The sequence below is a fragment of the Legionella sp. PATHC039 genome, from assembly GCF_026191275.1.
Classification (GTDB): Bacteria; Pseudomonadota; Gammaproteobacteria; order Legionellales; family Legionellaceae; genus Legionella; species Legionella pneumophila.
On record NZ_JAPHOP010000001.1, the window covers coordinates 1,545,576 to 1,559,361 of the forward strand.

Here is a 13,786-nt window from a genome sequence, read left to right on the forward strand (position 1 = left end):
GCTATCATTAGCAGTATGTCTAATAACGCATTATTACTTGCTCTTCCCCTAAAAGATTGCTCAATAGTCCAATTAACTCATCGCTAGGGGTCACACACCATTGTTGGCCAAGATTTAAATTAGCTTTAGCAACACCATTAGCATAAGCCAATTGAACAGCACACCGTCCTGAATAAGTCTTCAGTAAGGATTGGATAGAAGGTAATACAGCAGCATTGTTTTGATTTAAACCCAACTCCAGACAACGAGCGAATTTTGTTCGAGCTGAAGCGATACTTAAAAGCTGATTTGCGGTCATTTTAACACCACCGTTGTAATCATCCATTGCAACCTCGCCCTCAATTACAAGCATGTTACCCGTCGCCAATGAATCAGAATATTGTTCAAAAATCTCACCAAAAACTACGGCATCAATCCTGGCAGTTGCATCATCCATTCCAATAATCACTAATTTCTTGCCACGTTTGGTGATAATTTTTCTAATTGCTACAACCTGAGCGCAAATAATCGCTTTTTTATGTAAAGACGGATTTAATTGGCTGACAGGAACAATAAAATCTCCCAATTCACGTCTGTATCGGTCAGCAGGATGGCCAGTGAGGTAAAAACCTAATACCTCTCTTTCGCCTTCTAATCGTTGAGCTTCAGACCAGGATTTACTTTCCACATAATTTTGTTCATCCGCTTTGTCCTCTAAAAGGGAGAATAAATCAAATTGTCCACTTGATTGATTTTGATGTTCCTTTTCGGCAACTTTCAGTGCTTTTTCCAAGGACGCTGTTAACACAGCCCTTTCCACTTTCCAAATATCAAAAGCACCACTCTTGATTAAAGCTTCAATCACTCTTCTGTTGACTTTGCGTAAATCCAATCTTTGACAAAAACCAAATAAATCCAAAAAAGGTCCATTCTGGTTTCTCTCCTGAACAATACAATCAATCGCAGATTCGCCAACTCCCTTTATTGCCCCAAGGCCATAAATAATCGTCTTTTCATCGGACACGGTAAAATGATACATGGAGTTATTGATAGAAGGAGGCAACACTTGTAATTTCATGTGCGCGCATTCATCAATAAAAGTTACAACCTTATCCGTGTTATCCATATCAGAAGACATCACCGCAGCCATAAAAGCTGCAGGATAATGTGCTTTTAGCCAGGCGGTTTGATAAGCGACTAAAGCGTACGCGGCAGAATGTGATTTATTGAATCCATATCCGGCGAACTTTTCCATTAAATCAAAAATATGGGTTGCTACCTGCTCATCTACTCCTCTCGCAACAGCTCCCTGGGTAAAAATTTCCCTTTGCTTTGCCATTTCTTCCGGTTTTTTCTTCCCCATGGCTCGTCTTAACAAGTCAGCAGAGCCAAGCGTGTAATTGGCCAGAACCTGAGCGATTTGCATTACTTGTTCTTGATAGAGGATAACCCCATAAGTAGGTTTAAGAATTGGTTCCAAGTCTGGATGGGGGTAATCAACTCGAGCCCTGCCATGCTTCCTGTCGATAAAGTCATCCACCATCCCTGACTGTAGAGGACCTGGTCTAAATAAAGCAACCAAAGCAATGATGTCTTCAAAACAATCTGGTTGAAGCCGACTAATCAGCTCCTTCATGCCTCGAGATTCCAGCTGAAATACAGCAGTAGTTTTACATGCTTTTAATAACTCAAAAGTAGATTCATCACTCGTTGGGATTTGACTGATATCAATTGGTGACAACCCGGCATTTTCACATTGCTTATTCACTGTGGCCAGAGCCCAATCGATTATGGTTAGTGTTCTTAATCCTAAAAAATCAAACTTGACTAACCCAACCGCCTCAACATCGTCTTTATCAAATTGGCTAACTATTTGTGTTGATCCTTCTTCACAATATATCGCCGTGAAATCAGTCAGCTGAGAAGGTGCAATAACTACTCCCCCAGCATGCTTGCCTGCATTACGAGTAATTCCCTCCAGTTTCAGGGCAAGATCAAATAGCTCTTTTACCTCCTCCTCCTCTTCATATCGTCGGCGAAGCTCTTCTTCCTGCTCCATCGCTTTACTTAAAGTTATTCCTAACTCAAAGGGAATTAATTTCGCAAGCTTATCCACAAAACCATAAGGATGACCTAAAACACGCCCAACATCTCTCACCACAGCCTTTGCGGCCATAGTGCCAAAAGTAATAATTTGGGAAACGCTCTGCCGACCATATTTCTCTGCTACATATTCAATGACCCGATCACGGCCTTCCATGCAAAAATCAATATCAAAGTCAGGCATAGAAACACGTTCGGGGTTTAAGAATCGTTCAAAAAGCAGCTCATACTCTAAAGGGTCCAGATCTGTTATTTTTAGGGCATAAGCAACCAGAGAACCAGCACCAGAACCGCGACCTGGTCCTACTGGAACCCCATTTTTTTTAGCCCATTGAATAAAATCAGCAACAATCAGGAAGTAACCAGCAAAGCCCATGTTATTAATAACATCCAGTTCAATTTTAAGACGTTTGTCATACTCCCCTCTGGCAGCAAGCAGCTCCCCCTCAGACTTGTCTCTGAATAATTGCTTTAAACGTTCCTCCAAGCCAATTTCAGAAAGATGTGATAAATACGCCTCTACTGTTGTTCCATCCGGTATAGGGAAATTAGGTAGATAGTTATGGCCAAGGTCGAGTTTCACATTACAGCGTTTACTAATTTCGACAGTGTTTTGTAATGCACTTGGAAGATCCGAAAATAATAGCTCCATTTCATCTACTGAGCGCAGGTACTGTTGGGAGCTGTATTGTTCAGCTCTCCTGGGATCAGCCAACGTGTACCCTTCGTGAATGCATACACGAGCTTCATGAGCGTCAAAATCATCCTCATTGATGAACCTTACATCGTTGGTTGCGACTAGGGGTAATTGCAACTCATCTGCTAACGCGACCAGCTTCTCATTATAGTGCAGCTCATCAGCTCTTCCGGTTCGCTGAATTTCCAGATAAAACCGATTCGGAAATAAATTCATCCAATGCAAAGCGCGTTTTCTTGCCAAGGTGTCATCATTTGCCAGCAATGCTTGCCCAATGTCACCGAACTTTCCTCCGGATAATGCGATTAATCCCTGTGAAAATTCTCGAATCCATTGTAATTGCACCCTGGGTTGGCCATGATATTGCCCTTCCTGATATGCTTTGGATACCAGACAGGTTAAATTTTTATAACCTGCTGTGTCTTGACATAATAAAACCAAAGAAAAAATGTTATCCGGGGTTTCCAAATCATGGCATGGCAAGTCACTACCAATAATGGGTTTGATTCCCGCCTCTGTCGCACTTTTAAATACTTTGACAGCAGCGAATAAATTACAAAAATCCGTTACAGCAACTGTGCTCATACCTCTGGCTGGCAAAGCTTTCATTAATGGTTTAATCTGTACCAAACCATCAACTAATGAAAATTCCGTATGTACTCTTAAATGAACAAATCGTTGTCGCATAGAGGATTAACCCATTCACGATAATTGGGAAACTTTACCCTAAATTCCGGAAATAGGAAACTAACACATATTGTCTATAAATGGGATTGATGCGGGTCAAAAGCATCCCGTACTGCGTCTGCAAACAAGTTCATTGCCAAAACCAATAAAAACATTAACAGAAAGGCTGCAAACATAGGCCACCATACAACAGGGTCACGTGCTAATTCAAGGCGCGCCCCATTAATCATATTTCCCCAACTAATAGTCATGGGCGAAACCCCTACCCCTACATAGGTCAATACAGCTTCTGCCAAGACTAAAAAACTGAAATCCAATACCAGGGTGATGATAACAATATGCATGACATTGGGCACCAAATGTTTGCGTACGATGGTAAACCAACTACTGCCTAAGGCACGTGCGGCCAGAACATAATCTATTTCCCGCAATTTTAAAGTTTCTGCTCGCAAAAGTCGACACAGGCTTGTCCAACTGGTCACACCCAGTATCAAGCAGAGAGCTAATAAACGTGCATCGGCGCTCTTGGCCAAAGTAGTAAATTGCTCCGGGTGGTTTGCAATATAAGTTTGCAATGACAATACGGAAGCGGTAATTAGCAAAACACCCGGAATGGAGCTTAAAGTAGTATAAACATACTGGATAATATCATCCACAAGCCCACCAAAATACCCTGCTGCAATACCCAGAAATAGAGCCAGTGGCAACATGAAGAGGGTTGTTAAAAAACCAATGATTAGACCCGTTCGCACACTTTTCAAACTGAAATAAAAAATATCTTGTCCGATTTGCCCTGTGCCCAAGACATGAAAGGATCTTGATAATCCGTAACCAATGACGACCGCAAAAGTAAGCACAGCTACAGTCGCAATAACGCTGATTTGAGTAGAATTTAAAATGAAAATATTTTTATATCTAAGACTAAACTTTATTAAAGCGAGTAATAAGCACCCACCCAAAATGACTAAAGCACTATATGTTATACCTTTCATAAGCACAGACTTGATGATAAGGGATTTGTCCTTTTCATTCTTAATAGAGGCTGGTGGATATTTTAAGCGAGGATAAACCTGAGTTGTAACTCCATTAACCAACTTCGTTTCACTCATAAATTGATATAAAGCCAAAGGAGCTGAATAAGTTTTCTCATAGGTATTCCCTATAGGTGCAAGGACTCTGTCCAATAGAGACTGCGTTTTTTCTGTTTTATCATTGATGAATTTAATATGAATGGAGTCCAAAACACCTATGGCTAAAAACAGCAACAACACAATTCCAGCACTGATTGCTAAGGGTCTTTGTAAAATGATTGCAAATGACAATTTGATGTGTTGTTTTCTAAGGCTCAGCAGAACGGTAAATAAAACCACCGCCAGTAAAGTAAGAAAACATTTGTCAGTCCAAAGCAATTCAAATGTCATTTTTGCCACACACTCCTTGGTTATCAGGATAATCGCACTCGGGGATCAACTAGGATGTAAGAAAAATCAGTCAGAACCAAGCCTATTATGTAAAGAACTGACCCCAGAAATACCATAGCTCGTACAATAGCGAAATCTTGCTGTTGTATCGCATCGATAATATAGCTACCCAAGCCTGGCACACCAAAAAAAGACTCTAAAACCAAACTCCCCATAAACAAAGTAGGAATGATTACAACAATTCCGGTCAAAATGGGTAACATGGCATTTTTTAATACATGCTTATATAAAATCCTTTGCTCAGAGAGACCCTTTGCTCTTGCAGTTTTTACATAATCTTTATTAATTTCTTCCAAAACCAAGGTTCGATACCAACGCGCTCCCGCACCCAATTGTCCTAGAACAGCTACCAGGACTGGTAAAATAGTAAATTTTAAAGCATCGAGGCCATCGTCGTAGCCGGAAATAGGGAACCATTTTAATATTTTTCCAAACAGATACTGCCCGCCAATGATGTAAAACAAACTGGAAATGGACATTAGGATAATACAAATAACTACCCCGGATAAATCAAGATAAGTCGAACGGAAAAATGCCATAGCCATAGCAAAAATGATATTCACCAAAACAGCAAATAATAATGTTGGCAGAGCAATGGCGAGGCTTGGCCACATTCTGTAGGATATATCGTGGCTAATATCTCTACCTGCATCCGAGACACCAAAATTAAATGTAAACAGCATCAGCGATTTTTGATAAAACAAAGTCCGTCTAAATTGATTAAATCCAGTCTGCTTTTCATTATAAAATAACGGTAAATCATACCCATGAACCGCTTTCCAATCTTCAATGGCTTTTTGCTCTACATGTTTATTACCCAAGTGCATACGTGCCATATCATCGGGAGAATTAACCATGAAAAACAATGCAAAAGTAATAAGATTAATACCAAACAAAATTGGAATCGCATATAAAATTCTGCGGAGTATGTATTTAATCATTTTAATTTTACTCTTTCTGCTGGCTGTTTTTCTTTCTTTAAATAAGTAATCAATAAAGGGATTACCAAAGCAATCAATAGGCCAAACAGCACACCTAAAGGCCAAAATACCGGTTGATTCCAGGATCTTCGCAGTTGGTTACGTTCAGGTACATTAACAGAAACATATTTTAGAGTATTGAGAGAAATCGTATTAGACTTTATATTAGATACCCAATCTTGCGATAAAATAAAGTCTTCAGAATGCATGCCCCATACCCATGGAGCATCATACCGGACAATCGCTAACATCTTATCAATCATTTTTTGTCTTTGTAGATCGTTAGGGCGATTTTTCATCAAATTAAACAATCTATCAAATTCAGGATTTTCATAATTTGATGCATTTTCACCACCATACTTCACTTTTCCATTTTTCCCATAAAGCAAAAATAAAAAATTTTCGGGATCAGGATAATCGGCATTCCAGCCCCAACTAAATATTTGAGCATGACCTATCCGCATCTTTTCCTGGAAACGATTGTAAAGAGTCGCCCTAATATTCAAATCTATTCCTATATTTGCAAATTGCTTTCGCATCCAGTCAAGCCTTGCTTTATCATCAGGTCCACCTGTCGTCATGACATCATAATGAAGAATCAGGTGTGTCCCAGTTTTCGGGTCTATCCCTCCCGGATATCCTGCCTCAACCATTAACTTCTGCGCATCCTTTAAGGATTTTCGTTTCCTGGCATTATTCACCCATTGATAAACATAGGGATTAATACCCTCTTTTCCTTCCTTGTACCCAAAGATACCAGGTGGAACAGGGCCTTGCGCCGGAATACCTCGGCCATTAAAAAATATGGCAATATTTTCATCAAAATTCACCGCAATAGAAATTGCCTGGCGTAATTTTCGTGCTCTTTTGCTATTACCCCCAACAACGCTGTCAAGCATATTAAAGCCAGTATAATAGATAGACGGTTCCAGGGTTTGTCTTAAATATATTTTTTTATCTTTCATTTCCTGGCTAAGGATAGGTTCTCCAAAGCGATTAATATGAATAGCCTGATCAAAACTGTCAGCACTTATCCCCGACATATCATAGTAGCCTTGCAAGAATTTATTCCATCGAGGTATGGATTCCTTTTCAAGGATATAAACGGCTTTATCAATTAAGGGCAAGCGCCTTCCCTGATTGGTTAAATAACCTGCCCGTCTATCGGCATCTGAAGCATTGACAGGAAAATACACTTTTCTGAAATTAGGATTTTTCTCCAATATCATGCTTCTATTGGGATTATTTTCAGTCAGCATAAAAGGCCCTGTGCCTATAGGATACCAGCCAAAAGATAAGTTCTTATCATCCATATCTTTTTGGGAATAAAATAAATCCGCTTCCCAAGGAACCGGAGCAAAAAAGGGCATGGCTAACCAAAACAAAAATTGTGTATATTGTCCCTTTAATGTAATCTCAAAGGTGTAATCATCTAGTTTTTTAACCCCCTTCAAAGGATACTTACGTAAATCAATAAAAGAATTTTTATTGGCCAATCCTTTAGGAAGACTATCTCCATACTCCTTGAAGCCCAGAATATAATAGCTCATCAATCCATATATCGGAGAACTCACAGCAGGGTTTGCCAATCTTTTAATTTGATAAATGTAATCATCAATGATCAGCTCCCTTGTGCCGGTGTATTTAAAATCTGACAACTTGCTAATGTCATGCTCTTCCAAATAATCTTCTGGTAAGTGATGATATCGATAAGAGCCATCTTTCTTCTGAGCCAAAGCAGGATGAGGTTGATATAAAATTCCTTTTTTTATCTGAATGGTATAGACACTGTATGCTGGTTTTGTGTTATCTCCTGCCGGAACAGGATTTCCCTGAGCATCCAAATATCGAATCTGTGGTAAACGGGTAGCTGTTAATGGGATTAATTCATAGGGTCTTTTATAATAATCATATTCCAGCAGTGGCTCATAGATCTGGGCGATGAAAAGATATTCATTGGAAGAATAGGAACGTGCCGGATCCAGAGTTTTTGGCTGTTCATTAAAAGAAGAATAATAAATATTTTCATTGGCCTCGCTCTCAGGGTAAGGATTATTGAATACCCAAGGACTGCCATAAGCCAAATTGACACAGCAAGGCATTAAAAATAACATGAATTGCATTAACAAATATCGCCGCACTTACTTCCCTCGTGCCAATCAGTCATTATTACAGGTTTAAATACCTACTTCACCCGATTCATTGATACCCATCATAAACCAAATAACAAAGATCTAGCTACTCATGAATTAACCCATTTTAAAAACTCGTCTTCCTCTATAATCGCTACTCCCAGTTCTGTCGCTTTAATCAGCTTTGAACCGGCTTCACTTCCTGCTATTACATAATCTGTTTTGGAAGACACACTTCCACTCACTTTTGCACCTAAGGCTAATAATTTTGCCTTTGCCTCTTCCCTCCCCATGGCACTCAGAGTTCCAGTTAAAACTACTGTTTTACCAAAAAATGGATTTTGCTGATTAACCTGTATTTTTTCGGGCTTAGGCCAATGAATACCCAACTCGAGAAGACGGTCAATCACTTCAAGATTATGCGCTTGAGCAAAGAAATGGACTACATGAGAAGCCGCTACTGGACCTATGTCATTCAGAGTCATTAATTCCTCAATCGTTGCTGATTTCAAGCTCTCTACATCACAGTAGTGCTCCGCTAAAACCCTTGCGCCGGCTTCACCGATTTCTCTGATCCCCAAAGCATAAAGAAAGCGATTGAAAGTCGTTTTTTTACTTTTTTCCAAAGCGGATAATAAGTTTTTTGCAGATTTCTCCCCCATCCTTGGCAGGTTAGCTAAAGTCTGCAAATCGAGTTCATAAAGATCCGCCAAATGATGGACAATACCCTCATCAACTAACTGATCAATTAAAACACTGCCAAGTCCTTCAATATACATCGCTTTTCGAGAAGCAAAATGCCACATCATCCTTTTTAATTGTGCTTTACAATATAAACCGCCGATACACCGAGCAATTGCTTCATCCGCTTCCCTTACGACTTCAGAACCACAAACAGGGCAATTTTTAGGAAGCTCAATCTTTCTGGCATTAATGGGACGCTTTTCCAAAATCACAGAAACTACTTCAGGGATCACGTCACCAGCACGACGAATAATAACCGTATCACCAATACGAATGTCTTTTCGTGTAATTTCATCAAAATTATGCAAAGTCGCGTTACTTACTGTAACACCACCAACACTAACTGGCTCCAAACGTGCAACCGGCGTCACAGCGCCCGTTCTACCTACCTGGAAATCCACGGCTATCAGACGAGTCATTTCTTCTGTAGCGGGAAATTTATGGGCACAAGCAAATCTTGGGGCACGAGAAACATAACCTAATTGCTGTTGCAAGGAGATACTGTCAATCTTATAAACAACCCCATCGATTTCAAATGGCAATTGATTCCGTTTCGCTAACATATACTGGTAATAATCTAAACAGCCTTCTACTCCAATTGCCCTCCTCGTTTCTGGAGACACTCTAAATCCAAACTCTTTTAATAAATTCAATTGCTCCAAATGACTGTTAGGTAACTTATAATCCTCGCAAGCCCCTATACCATAACAATAAATAGCAAGTGGACGACTGGCAGAAATTTCAGGATTTAATTGTCTTAAACTGCCTGCAGCAGCATTTCGCGGATTAGCAAAAGTTTTTTCACCGAGTTCTCTAGCCCTTGCGTTGTAATCTTCAAAATCGGCTTTGGGGATATAGACTTCACCCCGCACTTCGATCAATTTTGGAGGGTTACTAACCCTTAGCCTTAATGGAACTGAAGCAATAGTCTTAATATTTGCCGTGATGTTTTCTCCTACAGCACCATCGCCACGAGTTGCGGCATGAGTCAAGATCCCGCCCTCATAAGTCATGTTAACAGCCAACCCATCAAGCTTTGGTTCGCAAGCAAATACCAGTTGTTGATTTGGTTCATCCAGTTTCTCAATTGCTCGTTTAATGAATGCTTTTAATTCATTGGTAGTAAACACATTGGATAAAGACAACATGGGTTGGTTATGGGCTACCGGCATAAAAGCATCTGAAGGAGTACCGCTCACTCTCTGTGTAGGAGAATCTGGCGATAAAAATTGCGGATATTGCTCTTCATACTGTTGCAATGCCTTGAAACATCGATCATATTCCGCGTCAGGAACCAAAGGTTCATCTAAAACATAATAGTGATAATCGTATTTTCTTATTTGCTCTTTAAGCGTTTCTATCGATTCCTTAATTCCTTGATCATTCATTAATGAAGATTCCCAAAATAAAAACAACAGTTTATCATTTTTTTACTTCTTTCAAATATGAGTGGTTTAATCATTCAAGGCAAAATCTTTTTTTGGAAGCCTCTTTATTCGGAACCAAGTAATCAGCTCAAATCCACTAAAACGCATCAATCCCATCTCTTGAATCTTTTGCCAGAACCATGATATAGATACGTCTCTGTATTGAAGGAGATATTTTGAAAATGGAACTTCTGCGCATTTTATCCACTCTTATTGTTTTATTGTTTTCAACCCTTATCCATTCTCATTCCGACACTAATTCCAATCAAGGCATTGCTTTTGTCCATGGTACTCGAGATCACAGAGAAGATGCCTATGGAGGGTATTGGAAAATTGATTTCATACAAAGTATCTCCCAAACCCTGGCAAAACCTGAAAATCACTACGTAGTTCATTGTGACTTTAGCCAATATATGTGGCATGAAGACGCGGCCAATTGTGTTGCCAATCAACTTCTGGAATTTATTAACGATAAAAATGTGAGCTCTCTCACAGTCTACACCCACTCTGATGGTGCCAACATCATGCGTTGGATTCTCTCAAACCCAACTTATGATAGCCGATATATGACTCTCAAACGCAAAATCAGTCAAGTGATTGCCATTGCACCTTCCAGTGGAGGGACTCCCCTTGCTGATGAAGTATTAAATGGCGGCATATTTGAAACGAGTCTGGCCTGGTTACTCGGTTATCTTTCAGATGCAGTCAAACAACAACGTGTAGGCGACATGCTGATCTATAACGAAGAATTGCTATTGGGGAGCAAAGGCCGACCCTCTCTGTCCATTCCATTTAAAGTCATAGTGGGGACTGATGTCTATGCTTCACCATTTTCAACATCCAGCTATTGTAATGGATACATGCTAAATAGCGGGCTAAAAATTGCCAAACTCTATCTTAATCAGTGTGCTGATGGCTTTCTGAATTGTGATTCGCAAGCTCAAGCAGGAGAAGTATGGTTCTATGATATAGACAAAACTGATTACAATTTGCCTTTAAGCCATAATCAAAGTCGACATTCTTGTTTTGGTTTGGATCAAATACTTATCAGTGCCCTAGTTAATGAAGGAGTTGTAAAATGAAAACTGCTCACCTTATATGGATATCCGCATTTTGTATTGCCCAAGCTCATGCGTTTACATTACCAAGACAGCCAACCAAATCTTATGAATGTGAGAATTGCAGCCAATTATCACGAGAAAATCTGCACGATAAATGGGAAATTACCAATGAACCATTAAACAACAACATCAGTAATGTTCGTAGAAGTTATGGTTACAAAGAACGTATTTCTCTGGAACAATTACAACGCGGAGTTATTATATCAACATTGGCTCCTGGCGCTGTCGTTCGCATTACCCCTTTGCAGAATAAATCCATCCCGGAATTACTTATCAAAACACCAAAAAATCAACTCTTGCCCCTGAAAGAAGCCTCTTCTCTCTATAATCAGGATGACGAGGTTGGTAATAATCCTTTAGCCATTACAAAACACCAGGCTATGTTACAAATAAAACCTGAACTGGGGTATGGAAAATTTATACTAAAAAGCAAGGACATTACTAACAAATATGCCGATGCTTATATGATCAGTGTCCTTGATAAATTTTCTATCACTTACCTTGAGGTTGAAACCGATTCCCTCCATTACCAGTATGGCGATAAGCTAAAAGCCACCATATCGCTTCACAATGATATCACTGAGTATGACGTCAATGACGTTGATGCTCGACTTGTAGGCCCTAAAGGTCAAGTCATTTCGCTTAATCTGACCAAGTTAAAATCCAATGTATTTGAAGGAACTGCCACTTTGGATTCCGAGTTAAATGATCGCGGCGAAAACTGGTACTTAGAAACCGATGTTCAAACAGAATACGGGCAAGAAATCATTAGACGATCTGGCCATACAGCCTTTTCATACTCCATTCCCTCAGCCAGTCTTATGAATGTAAAAAAATTGTCCTCTAAACCTTTGACTTTTGTTGTCACTGTAGATGTTGCAACTGCAAGCCGATACGCTTTACAAAGTGTGTTGTTCCAAAAAAATGGAAAGGGTGAAGCCAGGCCTATTCAGACCTCGCAAAGAGCACAGTGGCTTGAACCCGGTAAGCATGTTTTGCAATTTACCTTTGACAATCACAATCAATTATCGGACGATAACCTCTATTTGGGTTATTTACGCTTGATAGACTATGGGCAGTTAAAAACTGTGTATCAATACAACCAACCTGTCAAGCTTAGTCAGTTAGCGGATTAATGAATGGCATTATTTTCTTCTGTCACTTTGTTTGAGGGCATAGCGTTGGCTATTGCCCTTCAATTCTTATTGCTTTTCTGGGTTTTGGTAAAACAAGCACAGCAAAAAAAACTGACTGAACAACTTGGTGAAAGAATACAACAAACACTTATCTCTCAACTTCACCAGTTACGTATTGATTTAAGCCAATCATATCAAACGAGCCAACAATTTATTAATGAAAAGATAGCTCAAGGACAACTGACTACACAACAGCTCATTAGTGATGCCATACAAAGACAAATGGCCGATGTCAGAGAGCAAATGACTCATAGCTTCAAACATCATGCGAGCTCACTCACTTCTCACTTACAATTACTAACTGAGGAAATTCGTAATCATTTAAACACACTAACTCAGCAGGTTAATCACAAATTGACCGAAGGTTTTGAGAAAACTTCGTCTACTTTTATTGACGTGGTAAAGCGATTGACCATTATTGATGAGGCACAAAAGAAAATCACTGAACTCTCCAGTCATGTTGTCAGCCTTCAGGACGTATTAGTGGACAAAAAAGCTCGCGGTGCTTTTGGTGAAGTTCAATTATCAACACTCATCAGCAATATGCTTCCCAGCGCAAGTTATCAAATGCAATATACCCTCAGTAATCAAAAACGGGCTGACTGTGTTTTGTTCTTACCCGAGCCCACTGGAAATATTGTCATAGACGCCAAATTTCCCCTGGAAACTTATCAACGATTAATCAACAGTGATGCCTTATCCACAGATCGTAAGTCATTACAACAACAATTTCGCCAAGACATTCAAAAACATATTAAGGACATCGCTGAAAAATATATCGTGCCCAATGAAACAACAGATGGCGCCATGATGTTTATTCCTGCAGAATCTATATTTGCTGAGATTCATGCAAACTATCCTGATTTAATTGCCATGTCTCAAAAGCTAAAAGTCTGGCTGGTATCGCCTAGCACATTAATGGCTGTACTGACTACAGCAAGGGCAGTACTTAAAGATGATGCAACTCGCAAACAAGTACATATCATTCAAAAACATCTTCAAGCCCTGGCCAATGATTTTCAACGCTTTGAAAAGAGAATGGATAAATTATCCAAACACATTGACTTGGCACATCAGGACGTTAATGAAGTCAATACATCAGCCAAAAAGATCACTTCCAGATTCGAAAAAATTGAATCGGTCGATATCGAATTGGATGAACAGGAACTAACTCAATTAGAATTGGTCGAGTCTGAATCCATCTAAAATAAAATCTTTATGGTGCAGAATACCTAATTT

8 protein-coding genes are annotated in these 13,786 nt (G+C 39.6%); 3 read left to right on the forward strand and 5 right to left on the reverse strand.

What is annotated here, in order from left to right:
* Positions 1 to 19: 19 nt before the first annotated feature.
* The 5 genes from dnaE to ligA all read right to left on the reverse strand — a co-directional run bounded on the left by dnaE (position 20) and on the right by ligA (position 10,191).
* Complete coding sequence (gene dnaE, locus OQI99_RS07005; protein WP_265731578.1) at positions 20 to 3,466, reverse strand: DNA polymerase III subunit alpha; 3,447 nt, start codon at positions 3,464 to 3,466, stop codon at positions 20 to 22.
* A gap of 74 nt (positions 3,467 to 3,540) precedes the next feature.
* Positions 3,541 to 4,887 (reverse strand): ABC transporter permease, encoded by a 1,347-nt coding sequence (locus OQI99_RS07010; RefSeq protein WP_265731579.1) that lies wholly within the window; start codon positions 4,885 to 4,887, stop codon positions 3,541 to 3,543.
* Positions 4,888 to 4,910: 23 nt separating this feature from the next.
* Entirely contained in the window at positions 4,911 to 5,888 is a 978-nt protein-coding gene (locus OQI99_RS07015) for an ABC transporter permease (RefSeq protein WP_061512995.1), read from the reverse strand.
* A complete protein-coding gene (locus OQI99_RS07020) occupies positions 5,885 to 8,050 on the reverse strand; it encodes an ABC transporter substrate-binding protein (RefSeq protein ID WP_265732357.1) in 2,166 nt (721 codons plus the stop codon). The genes OQI99_RS07015 and OQI99_RS07020 overlap by 4 nt, the downstream gene beginning before the upstream one ends.
* A gap of 119 nt (positions 8,051 to 8,169) precedes the next feature.
* Positions 8,170 to 10,191, reverse strand: coding sequence for an NAD-dependent DNA ligase LigA (ligA, locus tag OQI99_RS07025; RefSeq protein WP_061512993.1), 2,022 nt, complete (start codon positions 10,189 to 10,191; stop codon positions 8,170 to 8,172).
* 221 nt (positions 10,192 to 10,412) lie between these two features.
* Here ligA and OQI99_RS07030 point away from each other — a divergent pair, with 221 nt between their 5' ends.
* Genes OQI99_RS07030 through OQI99_RS07040 form a run of 3 tightly spaced genes read left to right on the forward strand, consistent with a single transcriptional unit; the run spans position 10,413 to position 13,753 of the window.
* Complete coding sequence (locus tag OQI99_RS07030) at positions 10,413 to 11,312, forward strand: hypothetical protein (protein WP_014843620.1); 900 nt, start codon at positions 10,413 to 10,415, stop codon at positions 11,310 to 11,312.
* Positions 11,309 to 12,487 (forward strand): DUF4785 domain-containing protein, encoded by a 1,179-nt coding sequence (locus OQI99_RS07035; RefSeq protein ID WP_265731580.1) that lies wholly within the window; start codon positions 11,309 to 11,311, stop codon positions 12,485 to 12,487. Before OQI99_RS07030 ends, OQI99_RS07035 begins: the two co-directional genes overlap by 4 nt.
* Positions 12,488 to 12,490: 3 nt before the next feature.
* Positions 12,491 to 13,753 (forward strand): DNA recombination protein RmuC, encoded by a 1,263-nt coding sequence (locus tag OQI99_RS07040; protein WP_265731581.1) that lies wholly within the window; start codon positions 12,491 to 12,493, stop codon positions 13,751 to 13,753.
* The last annotated feature ends 33 nt before the right edge of the window (positions 13,754 to 13,786 follow it).

Coding starts and splice junctions, on each gene's coding strand:
- OQI99_RS07040 (WP_265731581.1), top strand. CDS start 12,491: ATGGCATTATTTTCTTCTGTCACTTTGTTTGAGGGCATAGCGTTGGCT.
- dnaE (WP_265731578.1), bottom strand. CDS start 3,466: ATGCGACAACGATTTGTTCATTTAAGAGTACATACGGAATTTTCATTA.
- OQI99_RS07020 (WP_265732357.1), bottom strand. CDS start 8,050: ATGCAATTCATGTTATTTTTAATGCCTTGCTGTGTCAATTTGGCTTAT.
- OQI99_RS07015 (WP_061512995.1), bottom strand. CDS start 5,888: ATGATTAAATACATACTCCGCAGAATTTTATATGCGATTCCAATTTTG.
- OQI99_RS07030 (WP_014843620.1), top strand. CDS start 10,413: ATGGAACTTCTGCGCATTTTATCCACTCTTATTGTTTTATTGTTTTCA.
- ligA (WP_061512993.1), bottom strand. CDS start 10,191: ATGAATGATCAAGGAATTAAGGAATCGATAGAAACGCTTAAAGAGCAA.
- OQI99_RS07010 (WP_265731579.1), bottom strand. CDS start 4,887: ATGACATTTGAATTGCTTTGGACTGACAAATGTTTTCTTACTTTACTG.
- OQI99_RS07035 (WP_265731580.1), top strand. CDS start 11,309: ATGAAAACTGCTCACCTTATATGGATATCCGCATTTTGTATTGCCCAA.